Genomic DNA, 22,389 nt, shown 5'->3' on the forward strand with positions numbered 1-22,389 from the left:
CCGAAGGAGGAAATGCCGTGATCGTCGCCACCGGGATCGAGCTGCGCGCTGGAGCGCGCCTGCTCGTCGAGGACGCAAGCTTCCGCATCGACTCCGGCGACCGCATCGGTCTCGTCGGGCGCAACGGCGCCGGCAAGACCACCCTGACGAAGGTGCTCGCCGGCGAGGGCATCCCGGCAGCTGGCACGGTCACGCGTACGGGGGCCGTCGGTTACCTGCCCCAGGACCCGCGCACCGGCGACCTCGAGATGCTCGCCCGGGACCGCATCCTCTCGGCCCGCGGCCTCGACACGATCGTCCGCGAGCGCTCCGAGGCCGAGGCGCGCATGGGCAGCGACGACGAGAAGGTCCGCGACAAGGCCATGCGCAAGTACGCGCGGCTGGAGGTCGAGTTCGAGGCGCAGGGCGGGTATGCCGCCGAGTCCGAGGCCGCGTCGATCGCGAGCGCCCTGGGGCTCGACGAGCGCATCCTGTCGCAGCCGCTGGGCACGCTGTCCGGTGGTCAGCGCCGCCGGGTCGAGCTGTCGCGGATCCTCTTCTCCGGCAACGAGACCCTGCTGCTCGACGAGCCGACCAACCACCTGGACGCCGACTCGATCGTCTGGCTGCGCGAGTACCTCCGCTCCTACAAGGGCGGGCTCATCGTCATCAGCCACGACGCCGAGATGCTCGACGCCGTCGTCAACAAGGTCTACCACCTCGACGCGAACCGGTCGGCCCTCGACGTCTACAACGTGAACTGGAAGACGTACCTCCAGTCGCGCGAGACCGACGAGCGTCGGCGCCGCCGCGAGCTGCAGAACGCGCAGAAGAAGGCGAGCGCACTGCTGGCCCAGGCCGACAAGATGCGCGCCAAGGCGACCAAGGCCACCGCGGCACAGAACATGGCCAAGCGCGCCGAGCGACTTCTCGCCGGCGTCGAGGGCGAGCGGGTCCAGGACAAGGTGGCCAGGCTTCGGTTCCCGAAGCCCGCGGCGTGCGGCAAGACGCCACTGCGCGCCTCGGGGCTGTCCCGCTCGTACGGCTCGCTCGAGGTCTTCACCGACGTCGACCTCGCGATCGACCGCGGGAGCAAGGTCGTCGTCCTCGGGCTCAACGGCGCCGGCAAGACGACGCTGCTGCGGATGCTCGCGGGCGTCGACGCCCCCGACACGGGTGAGGTCGAGCCGGGCCATGGCCTGCGGCTCGGCTACTACGCCCAGGAGCACGAGAACCTCGATGTCGGGCGCACGGTCCTCGAGAACATGAAGTCGGCCGCGCCCGACCTCGGTGAGACGGACGTGCGCAAGGTGCTCGGCTCGTTCCTCTTCTCCGGCGACGACGTGCTGAAGCCGGCCGGTGTGCTGTCGGGTGGCGAGAAGACGCGTCTGTCGCTGGCGATGCTCGTCGTGTCCTCGGCCAACGTGCTCCTGCTCGACGAGCCGACCAACAACCTCGACCCGGCCTCACGCGCGGAGATCCTGGGTGCGCTCGCAACGTACGAGGGTGCGGTCGTGCTCGTCACGCACGACGAAGGGGCAGTCGATGCCCTCGAGCCCGAGCGCATCCTGCTCCTGCCCGATGGTGTCGAGGACCTCTGGGGCCCGGACTACAAGGACCTGATCACGCTCGCGTGACGTGGCTACCGGCAGCAGCACTGACATAAGCCCACGTTTTGGGTCACATGATGGAAAGTTATTGAATTTCCCGGTGCGCCTCTGCACACTGGATGTCATGCCGACCGACCACCACCTGCATTGCCCGTTCTGCTCGGGCGATGACGTCACGCCGTTCCCGGACCCGACCTCCGCCTGGTCGTGCCTGGACTGTGCGCGCGTCTTCCGGGTGGAGCTCTCGCAGCCGGCCTCCGTCAGCGGCTGGGGGATTCTTCGTGTCGTCCTCCCGGCACGCACGGCCGCTGCCGCCTGAGGTGACCGGTCGGTAACCTGCGTCCCATGACGCATCCGCACCTGAGGGTCGAGACCGACGGGCCCGTCCGCACCATCACGCTCGACCACCCTGAGAAGCGCAACGCGCAGACTCCCTCCATGTGGGCGGCGCTCGACGACGAGGCGCGCTCGGTGCCCGAGGACGTACGCGTCGTCGTCCTCCGCGGTGAGGGTGACGCCTTCTCGGCCGGCATCGACACGGCGATGTTCACGCCCGACGGCGTGCCGGGGGAGGAGAGCATGGCCCAGCTCGCCGTCGGTGGCCCGGAGGCGATCCAGCGCGCCATCGCGGCCTACCAGGAGGGGTTCACCGCCTGGGGTCGGTGTCACGCGGTCGTCGTCGCCGAGGTGCACGGGTACGCCATCGGCGCGGGCTTCCAGCTGGCGCTCGCGGCCGACCTGCGCATCGCTGCGCTCGATACGTGGTTCGCGATGCGCGAGACCGGGCTCGGGCTCGTGCCGGACCTCGGCGGCACGGGCCCGCTCGTCCACCTCGTCGGCTACGCCCGTGCCCTCGAGATCTGCGCAACCGGCCGCAAGGTGTCCGCGCCGGAGGCGCTCAGCATCGGCCTGGTCGGGTCGCTCGCGCCGGCTGCCGACCTCCGGGAGGCGACGGGTTCGCTGATCGAGGCCATGCTGGCCGCGCCCGCTCCTGCCCTGCGCGCGCTCAAACCGCTCCTGCGAGGCGCCCTCGACGGTGACCGGGAGGCCCAGCTCCGGCGCGAGCGCGAGGCCCAGACCGGCCTGCTCCAGGCGATGCTGGGTGGCTTCGGCGCCTGACGTGCCGCACGGCATACGGCCGCAGCATCGGTGCCTCGACGAGGGCGCCGGGAATCGCTGTCACCACCGCGCGGTTGGATGGAGGGAGGACAGGAGGTCTGTGCAGTGGGTATGCAGCCGTGGATGGCAATGCGGTCGATGTCGCGCGACTCGTCCGTGGCCGAGCAGAGCCTCCGACCGGGCACGCGGCGCCGGGTCCTGGCGTACGCCGCGCCGTACAAGAAGGCGATCATCGTCTTCCTGGCCGTCGTCGTCCTCGACTCGGTCCTCGTGGTCACCGTGCCGCTGCTGCTCAAGAGCCTCGTCGACGACGGCGTCATCCCCAAGGACTCGTCCGTCGTCGTGCGGCTCGCCCTCCTCGTGGCGGGCATCGCCCTGCTCGACGCGCTCCTCACGGTCGTGTCGCGGTGGTACTCGTCGCGCATCGGTGAGGGTCTCATCAACGACCTGCGCACCCAGGTGTTCGCGCACGTCCTGCGCCAGCCGATCGCCTTCTTCACCCGGGCCCAGACCGGTTCACTCGTCTCGCGGCTCAACAGCGACGTCGTCGGCGCCCAGCAGGCGTTCACGTCGGTGCTGTCCAACGTCGTGTCCAACATCGTCTCCGTCGTGCTCGTCGTCGGCGCCATGCTCGCCCTGTCCTGGCAGCTGACCCTCGGCTCGCTGCTGCTCGTGCCGCTCTTCCTCGTCCCGGCCAAGCTCATGGGCAAGCGCCTCGCCGGTCTCGCGCACCGTCAGATGACGCTCAACGCCGACATGGGCACCCGGATGACCGAGCGCTTCAACGTCGCGGGCGCCCTGCTGGTCAAGCTCTTCGGCACACCGGCGCGCGAGGAGGCCGAGTACGCCGAGCGCGCCGGCCGCGTCCGCGACATCGGCGTCCAGATCGCGCTCAACCGCACGGTGTTCATGACCGCGCTGACCGTCGTCGCCGCACTCGCCACCGCGATGGTCTACGGCTTCGGTGGGGTCATGGCCGTCAGCGGCAGCCTCTCCGTCGGCACGCTCCTCGCGCTGGCCGCCCTGCTCGCCCGGCTCTACGGCCCGCTGACGTCGCTGTCCAACGTCCGCGTCGACATCATGACCGCCCTCATCTCCTTCGAGCGCGTGTTCGAGGTGCTCGACCTCGAGCCGCTAGTCAAGGAGCGTCCGGGCGCCGTCGCCCTCCCGCCCGGGCCCCTCGGCGTCGAGCTCGAGCACGTCTCGTTCCGCTACCCCTCCGCCGACGAGGTGTCACTCGCGTCGCTCGAGTCCGTGGCCTCGGGCGACCGCCGCGGGAGTGGAGTCGTGCTCCACGACATCTCGGTCACCGTGCCGGCCGGTCATCTGGTCGCGCTCGTCGGCCCCTCAGGCGCCGGCAAGACGACGCTGACCTCGCTCGTGTCGCGGCTCTACGACCCGAGCGAGGGCACCGTGCGCATCGGCGGCCTCGACCTGCGCGACGCGGCCATGACCTCGCTGCGTGACCGCGTCGGCGTCGTCACCCAGGAGGCGCACCTCTTCCACGACACCATCCGCGCCAACCTGCTCTACGCCCGTCCGGACGCCAGCGACGAACGCATCCACGCCGCGTTGCGGGCCGCCCAGATCAGCGACCTCGTCGCCGAGCTGCCGGAGGGCCTCGACACCGTCGTCGGCGACCGTGGCCACCGGCTGAGCGGAGGGGAGAAGCAGCGCCTCGCGATCGCTCGCCTGCTGCTCAAGGCTCCTGACGTCGTCGTGCTCGACGAGGCGACAGCCCACCTCGACTCCGAGTCCGAGGTCGCCGTTCAGCGGGCCCTCGACGCCGCGCTCGAGGGGCGCACCTCCATCGTCATCGCACACCGCCTCTCGACGATCCGGCAGGCCGACCTCATCGTGGTGCTCGACCATGGTCGCGTCGTCGAGACAGGCCGCCATGCCGAGCTGCTCGCTGCAGGCGGGCTCTACGCGGACCTGCACGCGACCCAGTTCGACGAGAAGGCCGTCGAGCGAGGCGGCGGCAACGGGGCTCTCCATGACCGTGGCCACGATGCGGAGCGCCCTGACGATGTGGACCCCGGGGTCACGGCGACGGCGCTCGATCACGTCTAAGCACGCGTACCGCGATCGCGCCGGGCGCTCGCTCATCCGAGCCTAGACGTCCTCCTCGTCCCAGATGCGCACCTTCTTGGCTTTGGTGGGGCCTGCCGAGCCGTCGACCGTGGTCGTCGCCTGCAGCTCGCGCCGCATCGCGATGACCACGAAGACGAGACCCCCCGGCATGAAGAGCCACCACTGGTAGGCGTACGCCTGGTGTGGTCCGAGATCCTCCTCGGGCCGGGGGAGCGTGCGGAGCGGGTGTGCGCCGGCACTGGCGGGGGGCTGCTGCGCACCGAGCACGACGTACGCGTCCACCCCACTGAGCCCCGGCACCTGGGCTCGCGCGTCGGCGACGTTGATGCTCGCCAGCTGCGGACGGGGCAGGTCGCGTCCGAGGCTCACCTCGCCGCTGCGCAGCCAGCCGGTGACCTCGACCTCTCCCTCGGGCGGTGGGTCGACGCCGGGGACGGTCTCGGCGTTCTCGGCGTTCGGCACCCAGCCGCGGTCGACGAGGAGCGTGACGCCGTCCGTCTCGAACGGTGTCAGCACCTCGAAACCGACGGTCTGGTCGAGTGTGCGGTTGCGCACGAGCAGGTCGCGCGCGACCGCATACGTGCCGGTCAGGGTGACACGGGTCCACTGCTGCTCAGGAGCGAGGGGAGCCTCGACGAGTCCCGGGCTGAACGGCGCGGGTGCTGCGTCGTAGTTCCGTGCAATGGCTTCGACCTTCGTGCGCTGCTCGACGTGGCGGTGCCACTGCCACAGGCCGAGGTAGAAGCAGGCCACCGCGAAGAGGACCGCGACCAGGGTCCCGAGCAGCCAGCGCCGCGTCAGCCAGAGTCGAAGCACGGATCGACGGTACCCGGCCTAGAGTGGAGGTCATGACCCGCCTTCCTGACCCGAGCGTGCGACCGGCCGGCCTGGCCGACCAGTTCGGCCGGGTCGCACGTGACCTGCGCGTCTCGGTGACCGACCGCTGCAACCTGCGCTGCACGTACTGCATGCCGGCCGAGGGACTGCCCTGGATGCCCAAGGCGGAGATGCTCACCGACGAGGAGATGCTTCGGCTCATCGGTCTCTTCGTGCGCGACGGGGTGACGCAGGTGCGCCTCACGGGCGGTGAGCCGCTCTTGCGCCGGTCGATCGTCGAGCTCGTGGCGGGCATCGCCTCGCTCGCGCCGCGGCCCAAGATCGCGATGACGACGAACGGCGTCGGGCTCGAGCGGGTTGCCGTCGGTCTCAAGGAGGCCGGCCTCGACCGGGTGAACGTCAGCCTCGACACCATCGACTCCGACACGTTCACGCAGCTGACCCGTCGCGACCGCCTCGCCGACGTCGAGGCGGGCCTCCGGGCCGCTGCCGACGCAGGACTCACCCCCGTCAAGGTCAACGCCGTGGCGATGCGTGGCATCAACGACGAGTCCGTCGCCGACGTCCTCGCCTGGTGCCTCGAGCGCGGCTACGAGCTGCGCTTCATCGAGCAGATGCCGCTCGACGCCCAGCACGCGTGGCACCGCAGCGACATGATCACGGCCGACGAGATCCGCGAGCGGCTGTCCAGGCGCTGGGAGCTGACGCCGCTCCCCGCAGCCGAGCGGGGGAGTGCGCCTGCCGAGCGGTTCCTCGTCGACGGCGGCCCCCAGACCGTCGGCATCATCGCGAGCGTCTCGTCCCCGTTCTGTGCCGCCTGCGACCGCACCCGCCTCACCGCCGACGGCCAGGTGCGCAACTGCCTCTTCTCCAACACGGAGACCGACCTGCGCGGTCCGATGCGAGCCGGCGCCACCGACGACGAGCTGCTCGACCTCATGCGCGGCGAGATGTGGCGCAAGCGTCGCGGACACGGTATCGGCGAGCCTGACTTCGTCCAGCCGGACCGGCCCATGTCCGCCATCGGCGGCTGACGGTTCGTCGGTCGAGTGGCTGTCAGCCGTCGGCGTCGGTGAGCGACTCGACGGGGATGACCTCGATGAGGAAACCGCGCAGGGCGACGAAGTCGGCCAGCGACTTCTCGTGGTCGTCGCAGGCGAGCCACACCTTGCGCCGGTCGGCGGTGTGCAGCTTCGGATTGCGCCAGACCACGGCGTGGGCTGCGTAGCGGCGACAGCCCTTGGCGCTGCAGATGTGCTCGGTATCGACCCTGCTCGCGTCGCTCACTGGTCGATGCGGTGGGTCTCGTCGGGCGCAGGTGTGACGGCCTGGATGGTCCCGACCTGGCTGGGCCGCACCGCGTTGGCGATGACCACGGCGAAGTACGGGATCACGACGGCGCCGATGATCGCCGCCCACCGCAGCCAGCCGGAGGTCACGAAGACCAGGCCGAAGCACACGACGCGGATGCCCATCATGGTCAGGTAGCGCCTGACGCGCTGGTCCTGGTCGTCCGTCGTCGACGTCGCCGCCGAGGTGACGCTGTACACGACGGGTTGGTTCTTCGGTCTTGCCACACATCCACCTTAGGCCTGCGTCGGCCTGGCCAGTACAGCGTTGTCCAGCCTTGGGTCGGGAGAGGAGGGGCACTCGACGAGGGCGACACGGTTCTGTGTACCCCTCGGTAGTCCGTTAGGTTTCGGGGCAGGCATCGACAGCCCGGCACCGCCGGAGGGATGGAGGAACGCAAGGTGGCAACGAGCGAGCAGCGCAACGTGCTGGTCACAGGTGGCAACCGCGGCATCGGCCTCGCGATCGCCCGGGCCTTTGCCGAGGCCGGCGACAACGTCGTCATCACCCACCGCTCCGGCGAGCCACCGGAGGGCCTGCGCGGCGTCAAGTGCGAGGTCACCGACTCGGCGTCGGTCGACGCGGCCTTCAAGGAGGCCGAGGAGATCTTCGGCGGGCCGGTGGAGGTGCTCGTCGCCAACGCCGGCATCACCAAGGACACGCTTCTCATGCGGATGAGCGACGACGAGTTCGACTCCGTCATCGACACCAACCTCGCCGGCGCGTTCCGGTGCGCCCGCCGCGCCGCCACCGGCATGATCCGCAAGCGCCGTGGCCGGATCGTCCTCATCTCCAGCGTCGTCGGCCTCTACGGCTCACCGGGCCAGTCCAACTACGCCGCGTCGAAGTCGGGCCTCGTCGGCCTCGCCCGCTCCATCACACGCGAGCTGGGCGGTCGCGGGATCACCGCGAACGTCGTCGCCCCGGGCTTCATCGACACCGAGATGACCGCGGTGCTGCCCGAGGACCAGAAGAAGTCGTACCTCGCGAACATCCCGGCGGGCCGCTTCGCCACGCCCGAGGAGGTCGCATCGGTCGTGCGGTTCGTCGCGAGCGACGACGCGGGCTACATCACCGGCGCGGTGATCCCCGTCGACGGCGGGCTCGGCATGGGCCACTGAGCCACCGGACGGCATACGACCGTATGCCGTCAACCTCCTTGCGCAGCAAGCATCCCCACCCACACGAGAAAGTCGCAGGCATGGGAATCCTCGAAGGCAAGAAGCTCCTCATCACCGGCGTCCTCATGGACAGCTCCATCGCGTTCCACGTCGCGAAGATCGCACAGCAGGAGGGCGCCACGGTCGTGCTCACCTCGTTCGGCCGGACGATGAAGATCACCCAGACCATCGCCAAGCGCCTGCCCGAGACGCCCGCGGTCATCGAGCTCGACGTCGCGAACCAGGAGCACCTCGACACGCTCGCCGAGCGACTGCGTGAGCACGTCGACGGCCTCGACGGCGTGCTGCACTCGATCGGCTTCGCGCCGCAGGGTGCCTTCAACTTCATGGAGGGCACCTGGGAGGACGTGTCGACGGCGCTGCAGATCTCGGCTTACAGCCTCAAGTCCCTCACCGCCGCGACACTGCCCCTCATGCCCGAGGGCGGCAGCGTCGTCGGGCTCACCTTCGACGCGAAGTTCGCGTGGCCGGTCTACGACTGGATGGGCGTTGCCAAGGCCGCCTTCGAGTCGACGAACCGCTACCTCGCCCGCGACCTCGGGTCCAAGGACGTGCGGTGCAACCTCGTTGCGGCCGGCCCGATCCGCACCACGGCCGCGAAGTCGATCCCGGGCTTCGAGCAGTTCGAGAAGATCTGGGACGAGCGGGCCCCGCTGGGCTGGGACGTCAACGACCCCGTGCCGGCGGCCAAGGCCTGCGCGGCGCTGCTCTCGGACTGGTTCCCCGCCACGACGGGCGAGATCGTGCACGTCGACGGTGGCGTCCACGCGATGGGGCAGTGACCGCACGCGGACCCCTGCTCGTCTCGCTAGAGTCCTGCCCATGCCTGACGCCGGGACCGAGTCCAGCACGCTGACGACGACCGACATCGAGACGGTGCCGCCGGTCCGGGTCGACGAGGTCCGGGTGCTCGACGGGCCCAACCTCTACTTCTCGCGCCCGGCGATCAAGGTGATCCTCCACCTGCCCGGCTACCTCGACCTCAAGCGCACCGACGCCGAGGCGCTGGCTCGCCGGCTCGGCATGCGTTCCGCGCGTCCCGGGCGTCGCGGCACCGCGCTGCGGCAGCGCTTCGTCATGCGCCTCATCCGCAACGTGGCCCGCCGGGTCGGCACCGAGATCGGTGCCGGTCGCCTGGGCGTACGCGTTCGGGCGGGTCAGACGGTCGAGGACGTCGTGCTCGCCTTCCCCTGGGTGCACCGCACGCGCGGGCGGGTCGCCGGAGAGCAGTTCGGAGCGGTCATGGCCGGCCTGCTCGACAGGTCGCGGCGCCCCGACGACGTGATCGAGGAGGCCGCCGCCGTCATCCTGGCCGCGCCGGACGGCCCGGGCCCGAGCGTCATCACGCCGAGCGTGCCGGTCGCCTCGGTCACCGGCACCAACGGCAAGACGACGACGACCCGGCTCATGGCCCACATGTGCATGACGGCCGGCCTGACGACTGCATGGAGCTCGACCGACGGCGTCGTCGTCATGGGCGAGACCACGGAGGAAGGCGACTTCTCGGGGCCGGCCGGTGCCCGTGCAGTCCTCGAGACCCCCAGCCTCGACATCGGCATCCTCGAGACCGCCCGCGGCGGCATGCTCCTCAAGGGCATGGGCGTCACCGCCAACGACGTCAGCGTCGTCACGAACGTCAGTGCCGACCACCTCGGCCTCCAAGGCATCGACACGCTCGACCAGCTCGCCGAGGTCAAGGCGATCGTCACGACGGTGACCAAGCCGCAGGGTTGGGTCGTGCTCAACGGCGACGACCCGCGCGTCTGGGCCATGCGCTTCGGGATCAAGGCCAAGCCGTGGGCCTTCAGCCTCGACCCCGCGTCGCCCGCACTCTGGGAGTCGATCAACGCGGGTGGTCGCGGCATCACCGTTCTGGACGGCGAGATCGTCGTCCTGTCGCCCAACGGCGATCCCGACCGGCTCGTCAAGATCGTCGACGTCCCGATGACGCTGAGTGGCCTGTCCCGCAACAACATCGCGAACGCCCTCGCCGGTGCCGCAGCCGCGCTCGGGCTCGGCGTGCCGCGCTCGGCCGTGGTCGAGGGCCTACGGACGTTCGCTCCCGACCCGGAGCACAACTGGGGCCGCCTCAACACGTACTCCCTGCCCCTCGCCGGCGGCGGCAAGGCGACCGTCATCATGGACATGGCCCACAACGAGGCCGGCCTAGAGGCACTCCTCGAGGTGTCTCGAGGCCTGGCCGCGCCCGGTGGGGCCGTTCGCCTGAGCCTTGGCTGCGCCGGTGACCGGGCCGACGAGGCCATCGTGGCGATGGGTGAGATCGCCGGCCGGGACGCCGACGAGGTCGTCCTCAAGCTCGCGCGACACTACCTTCGCGGACGTCAGCCGGAGGAGCTGCTCGGCCTCTTCCGCCAGGGCCTCGCCAAGGTCGGCGTGCTCGACGTCCCGGACTTCGACACCGAGCTCGAGTCCTTCGAGGTCATCGTGCCGCACGCCCACGACGGCGACGTCATCGCGCTCATGTGCCACGCCGAGCGCACCGAGGTCGACGCTTGGATCCGCGAGCACGGCGGCAAGGTCGACGATGCGCGAGCGATCAGGCGCAAGGTTGTCGCGGCTCGGGGTGAACACGAGCTCGAGCCGGAGATCGCCGCGCTGTGGGACATGGACGACGAGTCGGCCCGCCTCTCCGCTGCCCAGAGGCTCGCCGACGACCACCCGGGCGACGCCCGCCTCCTCTTCGAGCTGGCGGGGGCCAAGGACGCGATGGGCGACGAGCAGGGTGCGATCGGCCTCTACGAGGAGGCTCTCGCGGCCGGCCTGCGCGAGCCTCACCGCCACCGGGCTCAGCTCCAGCTGGCCTCGAGCCTGCGCGTCGTGGGCCGGGCCGCGGAGGCCCGGCAGCTCATCGCCGACGTGCTCGAGACGCGCCCACACAACACCGCCGCGCTCATGCTGCGTGCTTTGGTGCAGGCCGACCTCGGTCAGGAGCGTCAGGCCGTTGCCGACCTGATCCGCGCGACCCTCGAGGCGACCACCGACGTGGACACGCAGTCCTACCGTCGAGCACTGCGCGCGTACGCCGACCAGCTGGCTCCCACAACCGACTGACCCACACGGGCCGCGCGAGTCTCGCCGGGGCGGAGTTGGCGCGCTGGTTCGGTCGGGTCGGGCCGCGCGAGCCTCGCCCGTGCGGAGTCGGCGGGCGCTCAGATGGCGGTGTCGTCGGGGCGCCCGGACTGGACATCCGAAGGCACGGCACCGAGAGCCTCACCCTCGGCCTCGTCGCCCTCGGCCTCGGCCGTCTCCGTCAGGGTGCTGGGGTCGAGATCGGGGTCGCTCGTCGCCGCCGCGGGTGCACCGATGCGGGCCCCGGCCTGCGCGTGCTTCGTGCGCTCCTCGAGCTCGGCGACGACCATCGAGTGCTGGTCGACGCACATGACGACGAGGTCACCCGGGTTGGTCCGGGCGAGGACGTGCCGCGTCGCCTCGAGCTCGTCCAGGACGATCTCGACCTGGCGGCAGCGCGCACCTTGCTGCATGGCCTCTCGCGCGCCCTCGGCGACCAGCTCGGCCGTCTCTCCTGGCTTTCGGCCACGCAGGCGCTCGTCCTCGCGCACGACGATGACGTCGAAGTGCTGGGCCGCCACGGCCCCCAGCTCTCGCATGTCGTCGTCACGGCGGTCGCCCGCGGCCCCGATCATGCCGATGCGCGAGGTCTTGGCGAGATCGGACTGGCCCTGCTTCTGCGCGGCATAACGGTCGACGAACGCGCCGAGCTCCTTCATGCCGGCAGCGTTGTGGCAGTAGTCGACGAAGACGTCGGCATTGCCCACGTGGACGAGGTTGAGGCGTCCGGGGGACAGGTAGTAGGTGGTCGCGAAGGTCCGCAGGCCCTGGCGGATGTCGTGCAGGGGCGCACCGGCCGCGAACGCTGCCCCGGCGGCCGCGAGCGCGTTGGCGACGTTGAAGCGGGCGGCACCGCCGAAGGTCGACGGCAGCAGGTGGGTCCACGCGAGCTGCATGCTGCGTCGGCCGTGCTTGATGACGATCATCTCGCCGCGGTCGCTCGGCTCGAGCACGACCGCGCGACCGCCACGACGGCAGTAGTCGTCGACGAACTCGCGCACCTCGCTGCCGGGCTCGGACATCGAGAACCAGACGATGCCGCCGGAGCAGCGGCGGCGCATGTTGCGCACATGGGGGTCGTCGGCGTTGAGGACCGCAAAGCCGTCGCGCGGCACGGCCTCGACGATGACCGCCTTGACGTCGGCGAGCTGGCGCAGCGTGTCGATTCCCTTGAGGCCCAAGTGATCGGGCGCGACATTGGTCACGACCGCGATGTCGTTGCGGTCGTAGCCGAGCCCTTCGCGCAGGATGCCGCCGCGAGCGACCTCCATGACGGCGAAGTCGACGCGCGGGTTCTGCAGCACCATGCGTGCCGAACGGGGCCCCGACGCGTCCGCCTTGATGACGAGGCGTTCGTCGATGACGACGCCGTCGGTCGAGGTCATGCCGACCTTGCGGCCGAGGCCCTTGAAGATGTGGGCGATCATGCGCGACGTCGTGGTCTTGCCGTTCGTGCCCGTGACGGCGACGATCGGCACCCGCGACTGAGCACCCGGCGGGAAGAGCAGGTCGACGACCGGCTTGGCGATGAACTGCGGCTCGCCGACCGTGGGGTGGGTGTGCATGCGGAAGCCCGGCGCTGCGTTGACCTCGCAGATCGCGCCCCCGGTCTCACGGACGGGGTAGGTGATGTCGGGACAGATGAAGTCGATGCCCGCGACGTCGAGTCCGACGATGCGTGCGGCCTCCTCGGCGATCTCGACGTTGTCGGGATGTGCGTCGAAGGTGCGGTCGATCGAGATGCCGCCGGTCGACATGTTGCCGGTGAGCGCCAGCTTGACCATCTCGCCCTCGACCGGCACCGACTCGAGCGTGTGCCCCTGGCCTGCAAGGATCTCGAGCGCGTTGGCGTCGATCTTGATCTTCGTCAGCACCTTCTCGTGCCCCACGCCACGCCGGGGGTCGGCGTTGGTGATCTCGACGAGCTCGCCGACGGTGTGGGTGCCGTCACCCACGACGTGGGCGGGCACGCGCTCGGCGATGGCCTGCATGCGGCCACCGACGATGAGGCAGCGGTAGTCGCGGCCGGTGACGAAGGACTCGACGATGATCGTGCCGCGGCGCGACTCGGCCTTGGCGATGTCGTACGCCTTCTCGACCTCCTCGTCGCTCTGCAGGTTGAGGCAGACACCGCGACCGTGGTTGCCGTCGAGCGGCTTGACGACGACGGGAAACCCGATCCGGCGGGCCGCCTCGAGCGTGCCGCGCAGCGTGCGCACCGCCTCCTGCTTCGGCACGGGAAGGCCCGCCGAGCCGAGCAGCTTGGTGGTGAGGTCCTTGTCGCTCGCGATGTCGACGGCGAGCGCTCCGGTCCTGGACGTCATCGTGGCGCGGATGCGCTGCGCGTGGACTCCCTGCCCGAGTTGCACGAGGGACGCGGAGTTGAGGCGGATGAAGGGGATGTCGCGTGAGGCCGCCTCCTCGAGGATCGCCGCGGTCGACGGGCCGAACGCGACGCGGTCGGCCTGCCGGAGGAAGCCGTTGAACTCCGTCTCGAAGTCGAAGCCGTCCTCCGGCTCGACGAGGTGGTTGATGAGGCGTACCGCGAGCTTGCCGGCCGCGACGCCGACGGTCTCGTCGGTGTAGCTGTAGATGACGTTGTACTGCCCCGTCATGCCCTTGACGGCGCGCGTCTTGCCCCGACGCGAGTCGTGACCGGCGAGGGTCTGGAGCTGCAGCGCGACGTGCTCGGTGACGTGGCCGAGCCAGGTGCCCTCGCGCAGGCGCTCGATGAAGCCGCCCCGTCGGCCGAGCGAGCACGTGTGGCGCTCGAGCCCCGGGACGAGCTCGACGAGCCGGTCGGTGAAGCCCGCCAGCGACACCGTCGGGTACTCCTCGAGGCTGCCGAGGTCGACGACGAGGTGGATGGCCTGCTGGTACGACCAGATGTTTGGTCCACGGTAGATCCGGGTCTCGAGGATCTTCAGGTCCGGTCGGGCCGGGCCTGTGGGTGTGGGTACCTCGACGGCCATGGATCTCCTCCTCGGGGTCGCGGGGGACGTGCCGTGACGGCATGCCCGGGACCACCTGGCTTCTGGGTGGGAACGAACGGGACTCAGTGAGCGGCGCTGCTCGTCGAGGAGCGCGCCGCCCGGACCTTCGCCGGGACGACCGCACCCTCGATGTCGGGGTGACGTTCGACGAACGCGGTCAGCTCGACGTGGTCCAGGTCGAACGTACTGCCCGTGGGCAGCGAGTGCACGACCGCGCCAGAAACGAGCAGCGGCGCCCCACGCCGGGCGTCGGGTGCGTCGGTGATCGCGTTGCGGGCGTTGACGAGGAAGATCGCGCCGGCCCCGATGACCGACATGACCCGGCCGTTCCGGATCTCGGCCGCGGTGTTCTCGTCGATGCCCATGCCGAGCAGGTTCGGCGACGCGGCGACCATCGACATGAGGCGGCCGTAGCGGCCGCGCTGGTCGAAGTGCTGGTCGATGATGACGTCCGCGACCAGACCGAGCCCGGCGGAGATCTGGCTCGCGCGTTGGCGGGGCGTCAGGCCCTCCTCGCCGAGCGAGATCATGTAGCGGCTCATGATCGACGCACCGGCCGACGTGCCGGCGATGACGGCGCCACGCTCGTAGGCCCGCACGATCGCGTCGCCGACCGGGGTCCCCACGATGTTCTGCGAGAGCTTGACCTGGCTGCCGCCCGTGATGAAGACGCCTGTGGCCGTGTCGAGCGTCTCGACCATCGCCGGGTCGTTGGCATCGCGACGCGTGAGCGGGTGCACGATGGAGACGTCGCCGCCACGCAGGCGCGTGAAGACGTCGCGGTAGGCCTCGGAGACCTCCTCGGCGAACGACGACGCGGTGGGGACCACGACGATGTGCGAGCGACGGCCGCCGGCGAGCTTGACGAAGCGCTTGAGGACGACCGATCGCCCGATCCGGTCCTCGGCGCCGCCGATGATGAGCAGCGTGCGACGGACGCCGTCCGGGTTCGGGGCTGCGGACGCAGTGGCCACGGTCTGCATCGCGCCAGCCTAGTGACCGGCGTGCGGGACGGGAGGAGCGTGGGTCGGCGTGCCGTCACCCAGATCGGCCTCCTCGATCTCCTCGCGCGAGATCCCGAGCAGGTAGAGCACGGCGTCGAGGTAGGGCACGTTGACCGACGTCTGGGCCTTCTCCTGCACGAGCGGTTTGGCGTTGAAGGCGACCCCGAGCCCGGCGGCGTCGAGCATGTCGAGGTCGTTGGCGCCGTCGCCGATCGCGACGGTGCGGCTGAGCGGCAGCCCCTCCTGCTCGGCGAACTCTCGGAGCGCACGCGCCTTGCCGGCGCGGTCGACGACCTCGCCGACGACGCGCCCCGTGAGCACACCGTCGACGATCTCGAGGCGGTTGGCGCGGGCGTGGTCGATCCCGAGTTCCTCGGCGAGCTCGCCAACGATCTCGATGAACCCGCCGCTGACAAGGCCCACCGTGAAACCGAGCCGCTTGAGGGTGCGCACGAGCGTGCGCGCTCCCGGGGTCAGCTGGACGGCCTCGCGCACCTCGTCGAGGACGGATGCCGGCAGGCCGGCGAGCGTGGTCACGCGGGCTCGCAGGGACTCCTCGAAGTCCAGCTCACCCGCCATGGCGCGGGCCGTGACCTCGGCGACCTCGGCCTCACGACCACAGTGGCCGGCGAGCAGCTCGATGACCTCCTGCTGGATGAGGGTCGAGTCGACGTCGAGGACGACGAGTCGCCGTCCCCGGCGGGCGAGGCCCCCCGGGGCGACGGCGATGTCGATGCCCTCGGAGGTGGCGACGAGCGCCAGCTCGGTGCGCAGCGACGGAACGTCGGCACCGGAGATGTCGAACTCGACGGTCGTGACCGGGTAGTGCGAGAGCCGTCGGATGCGGTCGATGTTGGCACCGTGGTCGGCGATCCGGGTCGTGACGAGTGAGACGGCGTCGGCGCTGAGCGGCGCCCCGAGGACGACGACGGCGGCGCGGCCCTGGCGCGGGCGGGCGTTGACGCCAGTGCCCTCGACGACCGTGAGGGTGAGACCGAGGCGGTGGGCGGCGACCGCCGCCGCGTCACGCAGCTGGTCGACGTGAGGGCCGGGCCGAAGCAGGATCGTCAGGGTGAGGTGCCCGTGCACGGCGACCTGCTGGATGTCGAGCACCTCGGCGTCGACGCCGGAGAGGGCGCCGAGCAGCGTTCCGGTGACTCCCGGACGGTCGCGACCCGTCACCGTCACGCTGAGGGTCTGGATGTCCGTTCCGTCGGTGCTGCTCGCTGCGGTCACCCGTGTCAGGGTAGTGAGCACGCGCTCGTGGACGCGGTGCCTTCCGGCATCCGGCCCGTGACGTCTGTCAAGGGCTCCGTCAAGGGCGGGCCGGTACCGACGCCGCGTTGACCTCGTCGCGCCACTGGACCAGGTCACGGACGCGCGCGAGGTCGGGTCTTGCGGCAGCGACACTCGCCGTGAACAGTCGCGTCCCGATCTCGTGCAGCTCCTGCGCGTTGCTGGCGTAGTCGCCGCTCTGGTCGGGGTTGCGTCCGGGCACGAAGGCGACGCCGGCCGAGCGCTCGATCTCCAGCGGGTCGCGTCCTCGCCGCGCGCACCACTCGTCGAGGACGCGGTGCTTGTGCGCGATCTCCGCCGGGCCACCGAAGCCGTGCCAGATGTTCGCGTGCTCGGCGACGATCCGGAGCGTCTTCTTCTCGCCACCCCCGCCGATGAGGATCGGGATGTCCCGGGTCGGGGGCGGGTTCAGCCGGGTCCACCGGTCGCGGATGATCGGCAGGTCGCGGGCCAGGTCGTCGAGTCGGCCACCGGCGGTGCCGAACTCGTAGCCGTACTCGTCGTAGTCGAGCTGCTTCCAGCCGGAGCCGATGCCGAGGACGAGGCGTCCGCCGCTGATGTGGTCGACGGTGCGCGCCATGTCGGCGAGGAGGCTGGGGTTGCGGTAGCTGTTGCACGTCACCAGGGCGCCGATCTCGACCTGCTCGGTGGACTCGGCCCACGCACCGAGCATCGTCCAGCACTCGAAGTGCAGGCCGGCCGGGTCGCCGCTGAGCGGGAAGAAGTGGTCCCAGTTGAGCAACAGGTCGACGCCCATCTCCTCGAGCGTCGCGGCCGTCTGCCGGATCTGGGCCCACGTCGCGTGCTGCGGCGGGACCTGGATGCCGACGCGCGCCGGTCGCGGGTCGGAGGCGCTCGCCGGTGCGGGCAGCGCGTCGGTTGCGGTTGCGGGGTCAGCCGTCATGTCGTTCTCCAGCAGTCAATGTCTCGGTCATGCGGAAGGTCTGTCCCCGAGCATGTCACGAGGCGTGGCGAGCACGATGAGCCAGTCCCACGTGGCGCCCGCCTCGGTCGTCAGCTCACGTACGTCGAACCCGGCGCCCGCGACCGCGTGACGGAGTGGTTCGGCTTGCCAGTACTGGAAGAAGCGCGGAAGGCCGAGCTTCTGCGTGCTCCACTCGCTTCCGTCGCCGACCTTGACGGTGAAGCCGAGCACGCCACCCGGCACGAGCGCCCCACGGACCTTCACGAGGATCTCGTGCACCTGCACCGGGGTGAAGTGCAGCAGCACCGCATTGGCCAGCACGGCGGCATACGGCCCCGCGTGGTCGGTCGTCAGCGGGTCGGTGAGGACGTCGAGGACTTCCGCCTCGTGCCCGTCGGCGCGCTGCATGTCGACGAAGGCGCGTGTGGCATCCGTGCGTCGAACGCGCCGCCCGAGCCGTTCCAGGGCGTCGGCGTCCCGGCCGTACGCGCTGCCGATCTCGAGCACCTCACCGGGCGGCGCGAGCGCGTCCAGCCGCTCCAGGAACGGGTCGCCGGACGCGGCCACACGGCCGGTCTGCTCGCGATAGGTCGCAGCGCGTTGTTCGTATGCCGCGAGCGTCCTTGCGTTGTCCTGCTGCCCGGCTGCCACCTTCGTCACGAGCTCACCTCGTCACCGGGTGACGGTCTGCCCCTTGCCGACGACGACGATGCCCGTGTCGGTGACGTGGAAGCCACGCGCCCGGTCGTGTTCGTGGTCGATACCGATCTGGCAGCCCTCGGGGATGACGACGTTCTTGTCGATGATCGCGCGGCGGATCTGTGCGTGGCGACCCACCTCGACGCCGTCGAGCAGCACGGAGCCCTGGATGCTGGCGTACGAGTGGACGTGCACGAGCGGCGAGAGCACCGAGGAGTAGATGTGGGCGCCTGACACGACGACGCCGGGGGACACCGCGGAGTTGAGCGCCTCACCGATGCGGTCACCGCTGCCGTGGACGAACTTCGCCGGGGGGTAGGGGCTGTGCTGGGTGTAGATCGGCCACTCGTAGTTGTAGAGGTTGAAGATGGGGTGGATCGAGATGAGGTCCATGTGGGAGTCGTAGTACGACTCGATCGTCCCGACGTCGCGCCAGTAGCCGCGGTCGCGCTCGGTCGCCCCCGGGACCTCGTTGTCCTTGAAGTCGTAGACGCCGGCCTCACCGCGACCGACGAAGTAGGGCACGATGTCGCCGCCCATGTCGTGGTTCGAGGACGTCTCGTGGTCGGCCGTGACGGCCTCCTCGAGGGCCGATGCCGTGAAGACGTAGTTGCCCATCGAGGCGAGGATCTCGTCGGGGTTGTCGGGCAGGCCCTTGGGGTCGCTCGGCTTCTCGAGGAAGGCCGCGATCTTGGACGGGTCGGAGTCGTCGACCTCGATGACGCCGAACTGGTTGGCGTACGAGATGGGCTGTCGGATCGCCGCGACGGTGCAGGCGGCACCGGACTCGATGTGCTGCTCGACCATGTCGCTGAAGTCCATGCGGTACACGTGGTCGGCCCCCACGACGACGACGATGTCGGGCCGTTCGTCGTGCATGAGGTTGAGGCTCTGGTAGATCGCGTCGGCGCTGCCGAGGTACCAGTTCTTGTCGACGCGCTGCTGCGCCGGGACCGTCGTCACGTAGTTGCCGAGCAACGTCGACATGCGCCACGTCTTCGTCACGTGCGCGTCGAGGCTGTGCGACTTGTACTGCGTCAGGACGACGACCTGGAGATATCCCGAGTTGACGACGTTGGACAGCGCGAGGTCGATGAGCCGGTAGATGCCCGCGAAGGGGACGGCCGGTTTGGCCCTGTCGGCGGTGAGCGGCATCAACCGCTTGCCCTCACCGCCCGCGAGCACGATCGCAAGGACTTTCGGACCAGCGGCTGGGCTTCGTCGGGCCATGGACGTCACCCTAGGGCCAACGTCTGCGGATTCGACAGGTCTGCCCGCATGGTGTCGGAATGTCGCGGTCGTGACTGCAGCGAACCGCGTTGCACCACTAGGGTCGGAACGTGCGCGTCGACATCCTCAGCAAGGAGTACCCGCCAGCCATCTACGGAGGCGCCGGCGTCCACGTCGCCGAGCTCGTGCGGGCTCTCAGATCGCGCGGTGACCTCGACGTGCAGGTGCGGTGCTTCGGCGCGGCGCGCGACGAGCCCGGCACCACGGCGTATGCAGACCTTCCTGAGCTCGCCGGTGGCAATGCGGCGCTCCAGACCCTCGGTGTCGACGTCGCCATGGCCGGTGACTGCGTGGGAGCCGAGCTCGTCCACTCCCACACGTGGTATGCCAACATGGCCGGCCACCTCGCCTCCTTGCTCGGCGGTATGCCGCACGTCGTGACCGCGCACTCGCTCGAGCCGATGCGCCCATGGAAGTCCGAGCAGCTCGGTGGTGGCTACCGCGTGTCGTCGTGGGCCGAGCGCACGGCGTACGAGTCTGCGGCGGCGGTGGTGGCCGTCAGTGCCGGCATGCGCGAGGACATCCTCAAGAGCTACCCCTCCCTCGACCCGTCTCGAGTTCACGTGGTGCACAACGGAATCGACTCACAGCTGTGGCAGGCCGACCGTTCGCCGGAGGCCACCGAGATCGTCCGGCGCCACGGGGTCGACCCCGACAAGCGCTCCGTCGTCTTCGTCGGACGCATCACCCGTCAGAAGGGCCTGCCCTACCTGCTGCGCGCGTGCGCGCAGCTGCCGCCCGATGTGCAGCTCGTCCTCTGCGCCGGTGCACCCGACACCCCGGAGATCCTGGCCGAGGTCGAGGGCCTGATGAACGACCTGCGCGCGCAGCGCGAGGGCGTCGTCTGGATCCCCGACATGTTGCCCCGCAACGAGGTCGTCGCCCTGCTCAGCCACGGCACGGTCTTCGCCTGCCCCTCCGTCTACGAGCCCCTGGGCATCGTCAACCTCGAGGCCATGGCCTGCGAGCTCGCCGTCGTCGCGACCGCGACCGGCGGCATCCCCGAGGTCGTCGTCGAGGGCGAGACCGGCTGGCTCGTGCCGATCGACCAGGTCCAGGACGGCACGGGCACGCCCGTCGACCCGGACCGGTTCGTCAGCGACCTGGCGGCAGCGTTGACCGACGCCGTCTCAGACGTCGACCGGGCGCGGGCGTTCGGTCGGGCCGGCCGCGACCGCGCCGTCGATGCGTTCTCGTGGGCGTCCATCGGCGACCGCACGCTCGAGGTCTACCGGGCGGTCCTCGGCAGCTGATGCCGTCCGGCTTCACGACGCGCCCTCCCTTCGAACAGGCGCCGGCCGACCTCCGCGCGGCCATCGAGGCAGCAGTCGGCTCGCGCATCGCCGGCACGGAGTCGATCCACGGCGGCATGTCGCCGGGTCCGGCAGCCCTTCTGACGCTGCGTGACGGACGTCAGGTCTTCGCGAAAGCCGTTGCGGCGTCGATGAGCTCGGAGTCGCACCTGTTGTACCTACGTGAGCTCGAGACGCTCAGGGTGCTGCCACCAACCGTGCCGCGCGCGCCGCTCGTCGCGGGCGTGGAACACGATGGCTGGGTGGTCGTCGTCACCGAGGCGGCCGACGGTCCCGCACTCGGGCCGCCGTGGCGGTCGCAGGACGTCGCGACCGTCGCGGACGCCATCGCCACCTCCGCCGCGCTCGTGGACCTCCCGACCCTTGCGCCCGCCATCGCTCGCATGTCCGACCTCGACGGGTGGCGCACCCTCGCCGACGAGCACCCTGACCGGCTCGACGACTGGGAACGTGCCCGGATCAACGGGCTCGTGGAGATCTCCGACGGTTGGCGCACGTGGACGGCAGGTCGGCACCTCGTGCACCTCGACGTCCGCCGCGAGAACGCCGTGCCGCACGGTGACGCGGTCTGGCTCGTCGACTGGGCGTCGGCGTGCCACGGAGCCGGCTGGATCGACACGGCGTCGCTGGCCGTCGACGTCCTGGCGTCCGGGCACGCAGGCGGGCATCAGGTGTCGCTGAGTGTCGCCCAAGGACTGCTCGCGCAACTTCCTTACGAAGCAACGAGGTTCGTCGTCGCCGTAGCGGGGATGCTTCGCTGCAGCTCGTTTCTGCCCGCGTGGCCGGTGCTGCCCACGGTCCGCGACCGGCAGGGCCACCGGGCCCTGATGCTGCGGCCGCTCGTCGAGAGGCTCGTCAGCCGATGAGCCGGCCCGACAGCGCGTACGTAACCCCCAGCCGCTCGGCCGCGCCGCCGAGCACCATGCCGAGCAGGTCAGCGGGAGCGGGGTAGTCCGGTCCGAGAGCCGAGAGGTACTCGCGGTGCGACGTCAGCGACGCCACGGCCGCGTCGAAGTGGTCCGAGACGTCGACGGCATGCGTCGAGCCCGGATCGGCACAGATGAGCAGCTGCTTCACCTGCCATGGCTCGTAGCCCTCCTCGACGAGCTCAGGGAAGATCCACCGGTTGCCGGCGTCGGCCTTCGCATCGACGACCGCGAGCCCGACGGCGCGGTGGTCCGCCTGGTTGACGATGCCGCCGGGGAAGTGGTCGGCGTACGTCAGGGACACGATCAGGTCGGGCTTGCGCTTGCGGATCTCACGGGCGATGGCCCGGCGCAGCGGCAGGCCGTACTCGACGACGCCGTCATGGAAGTCGAGGAACTCGACGACGTCGACGCCGACCTCCGCGGCCCCGTCGCGCTCTTCCTGCTCGCGGACCGGACCGGCCTTTTCCGGGGGCATCGTGTCGATGCCGGCCTCGCCGCGCGTCGCCAGCAGGTAGGTGACCGTCTTGCCGGCCCTCACCCACTTGTCGACGGCTGCCGCGGTGCCGTACTCGAGGTCGTCGGGATGGGCGGCGACGCACAGTACGGTGTCGAAGGCGGACTCGTCCAGGGGCTTCAGCTCGGGGCTCTCGGTCATGCCCACAAACCTACGGTTCTTGGCG

The 22,389-nt window shown here is 70.3% G+C and carries 20 protein-coding genes; 10 read left to right on the forward strand and 10 right to left on the reverse strand.

The features are described 5' to 3' along the window. Positions 1 to 17 precede the first annotated feature (17 nt). The 4 genes from H9I49_RS18960 to H9I49_RS18975 all read left to right on the forward strand — a co-directional run bounded on the left by H9I49_RS18960 (position 18) and on the right by H9I49_RS18975 (position 4,781). On the forward strand, positions 18 to 1,616 hold the full coding sequence (locus H9I49_RS18960) for an ABC-F family ATP-binding cassette domain-containing protein (protein WP_188031949.1): 1,599 nt from the start codon (positions 18 to 20) through the stop codon (positions 1,614 to 1,616). A gap of 97 nt (positions 1,617 to 1,713) precedes the next feature. Next, the gene (locus H9I49_RS18965) at positions 1,714 to 1,908 is read left to right on the forward strand and encodes a hypothetical protein (protein WP_188031950.1); all 195 of its coding nucleotides are present in this window, start codon (positions 1,714 to 1,716) and stop codon (positions 1,906 to 1,908) included. A 26-nt stretch (positions 1,909 to 1,934) separates the two neighbouring features. Beyond that, a complete protein-coding gene (locus H9I49_RS18970) occupies positions 1,935 to 2,708 on the forward strand; it encodes an enoyl-CoA hydratase/isomerase family protein (protein ID WP_188031951.1) in 774 nt (257 codons plus the stop codon). 123 nt (positions 2,709 to 2,831) lie between these two features. Beyond that, on the forward strand, positions 2,832 to 4,781 hold the full coding sequence (locus H9I49_RS18975) for an ABC transporter ATP-binding protein (RefSeq protein ID WP_255524103.1): 1,950 nt from the start codon (positions 2,832 to 2,834) through the stop codon (positions 4,779 to 4,781). 42 nt (positions 4,782 to 4,823) lie between these two features. Here H9I49_RS18975 and H9I49_RS18980 read toward each other — a convergent pair whose 3' ends face one another. Then, the gene (locus H9I49_RS18980; protein ID WP_188031952.1) at positions 4,824 to 5,618 is read right to left on the reverse strand and encodes an SURF1 family protein; all 795 of its coding nucleotides are present in this window, start codon (positions 5,616 to 5,618) and stop codon (positions 4,824 to 4,826) included. A 32-nt stretch (positions 5,619 to 5,650) separates the two neighbouring features. Between H9I49_RS18980 and moaA the strand changes: the two genes are divergently transcribed. Continuing rightward, positions 5,651 to 6,673, forward strand: a complete 1,023-nt coding sequence (gene moaA / locus H9I49_RS18985; protein WP_188031953.1) for a GTP 3',8-cyclase MoaA — start codon at positions 5,651 to 5,653, stop codon at positions 6,671 to 6,673. Between the two features lie 22 nt (positions 6,674 to 6,695). Here moaA and H9I49_RS18990 read toward each other — a convergent pair whose 3' ends face one another. Next, on the reverse strand, positions 6,696 to 6,926 hold the full coding sequence (locus tag H9I49_RS18990; protein WP_188031954.1) for a hypothetical protein: 231 nt from the start codon (positions 6,924 to 6,926) through the stop codon (positions 6,696 to 6,698). Then, positions 6,923 to 7,216, reverse strand: coding sequence for a DUF3099 domain-containing protein (locus H9I49_RS18995; RefSeq protein ID WP_188031955.1), 294 nt, complete (start codon positions 7,214 to 7,216; stop codon positions 6,923 to 6,925). The genes H9I49_RS18990 and H9I49_RS18995 overlap by 4 nt, the downstream gene beginning before the upstream one ends. 159 nt (positions 7,217 to 7,375) lie before the next feature. Between H9I49_RS18995 and H9I49_RS19000 the strand changes: the two genes are divergently transcribed. From H9I49_RS19000 to H9I49_RS19010, 3 genes are all read left to right on the forward strand, one after another. Next, positions 7,376 to 8,110 carry a beta-ketoacyl-ACP reductase gene (locus H9I49_RS19000; RefSeq protein ID WP_188031956.1) on the forward strand — a complete coding sequence of 245 codons (735 nt, stop codon included), beginning with the start codon at positions 7,376 to 7,378 and terminating at the stop codon, positions 8,108 to 8,110. A gap of 80 nt (positions 8,111 to 8,190) precedes the next feature. Further along, positions 8,191 to 8,952, forward strand: coding sequence for an enoyl-ACP reductase FabI (gene fabI, locus H9I49_RS19005; RefSeq protein WP_188031957.1), 762 nt, complete (start codon positions 8,191 to 8,193; stop codon positions 8,950 to 8,952). A 40-nt stretch (positions 8,953 to 8,992) separates the two neighbouring features. Next, on the forward strand, positions 8,993 to 11,242 hold the full coding sequence (locus H9I49_RS19010) for a tetratricopeptide repeat protein (RefSeq protein ID WP_188031958.1): 2,250 nt from the start codon (positions 8,993 to 8,995) through the stop codon (positions 11,240 to 11,242). 98 nt (positions 11,243 to 11,340) lie between these two features. Here the strand turns inward: H9I49_RS19010 and cphA are convergent, their stop codons facing one another. From cphA to glgC, 6 genes are all read right to left on the reverse strand, one after another. Continuing rightward, on the reverse strand, positions 11,341 to 14,232 hold the full coding sequence (cphA, locus tag H9I49_RS19015; RefSeq protein ID WP_188031959.1) for a cyanophycin synthetase: 2,892 nt from the start codon (positions 14,230 to 14,232) through the stop codon (positions 11,341 to 11,343). An 83-nt stretch (positions 14,233 to 14,315) separates the two neighbouring features. Next, a complete protein-coding gene (locus H9I49_RS19020) occupies positions 14,316 to 15,236 on the reverse strand; it encodes a cyanophycinase (protein ID WP_188031960.1) in 921 nt (306 codons plus the stop codon). 9 nt (positions 15,237 to 15,245) lie between these two features. Further along, positions 15,246 to 16,493: a phosphoserine phosphatase SerB gene (gene serB, locus H9I49_RS19025; RefSeq protein WP_188031961.1), complete on the reverse strand. Its 1,248-nt coding sequence runs from the start codon at positions 16,491 to 16,493 to the stop codon at positions 15,246 to 15,248. 79 nt (positions 16,494 to 16,572) lie between these two features. Next, positions 16,573 to 17,457 (reverse strand): LLM class F420-dependent oxidoreductase, encoded by an 885-nt coding sequence (locus H9I49_RS19030; protein WP_188031962.1) that lies wholly within the window; start codon positions 17,455 to 17,457, stop codon positions 16,573 to 16,575. Positions 17,458 to 17,484: 27 nt separating this feature from the next. Beyond that, positions 17,485 to 18,138, reverse strand: coding sequence for a methyltransferase domain-containing protein (locus H9I49_RS19035; RefSeq protein WP_188031963.1), 654 nt, complete (start codon positions 18,136 to 18,138; stop codon positions 17,485 to 17,487). 12 nt (positions 18,139 to 18,150) lie between these two features. Continuing rightward, positions 18,151 to 19,407: a glucose-1-phosphate adenylyltransferase gene (gene glgC / locus H9I49_RS19040; RefSeq protein WP_188031964.1), complete on the reverse strand. Its 1,257-nt coding sequence runs from the start codon at positions 19,405 to 19,407 to the stop codon at positions 18,151 to 18,153. A gap of 110 nt (positions 19,408 to 19,517) precedes the next feature. Between glgC and glgA the strand changes: the two genes are divergently transcribed. Next, positions 19,518 to 20,720, forward strand: a complete 1,203-nt coding sequence (gene glgA, locus H9I49_RS19045) for a glycogen synthase (protein ID WP_188031965.1) — start codon at positions 19,518 to 19,520, stop codon at positions 20,718 to 20,720. Continuing rightward, complete coding sequence (locus H9I49_RS19050) at positions 20,720 to 21,646, forward strand: hypothetical protein (protein WP_188031966.1); 927 nt, start codon at positions 20,720 to 20,722, stop codon at positions 21,644 to 21,646. Before glgA ends, H9I49_RS19050 begins: the two co-directional genes overlap by 1 nt. Here H9I49_RS19050 and H9I49_RS19055 read toward each other — a convergent pair. After that, positions 21,636 to 22,364, reverse strand: a complete 729-nt coding sequence (locus H9I49_RS19055) for a PIG-L deacetylase family protein (protein ID WP_188031967.1) — start codon at positions 22,362 to 22,364, stop codon at positions 21,636 to 21,638. The genes H9I49_RS19050 and H9I49_RS19055 overlap by 11 nt on opposite strands. Positions 22,365 to 22,389 lie beyond the last annotated feature (25 nt).

This window comes from Terrabacter sp. MAHUQ-38, assembly GCF_014518425.1.
Taxonomy (GTDB): domain Bacteria; phylum Actinomycetota; class Actinomycetes; order Actinomycetales; family Dermatophilaceae; genus Terrabacter.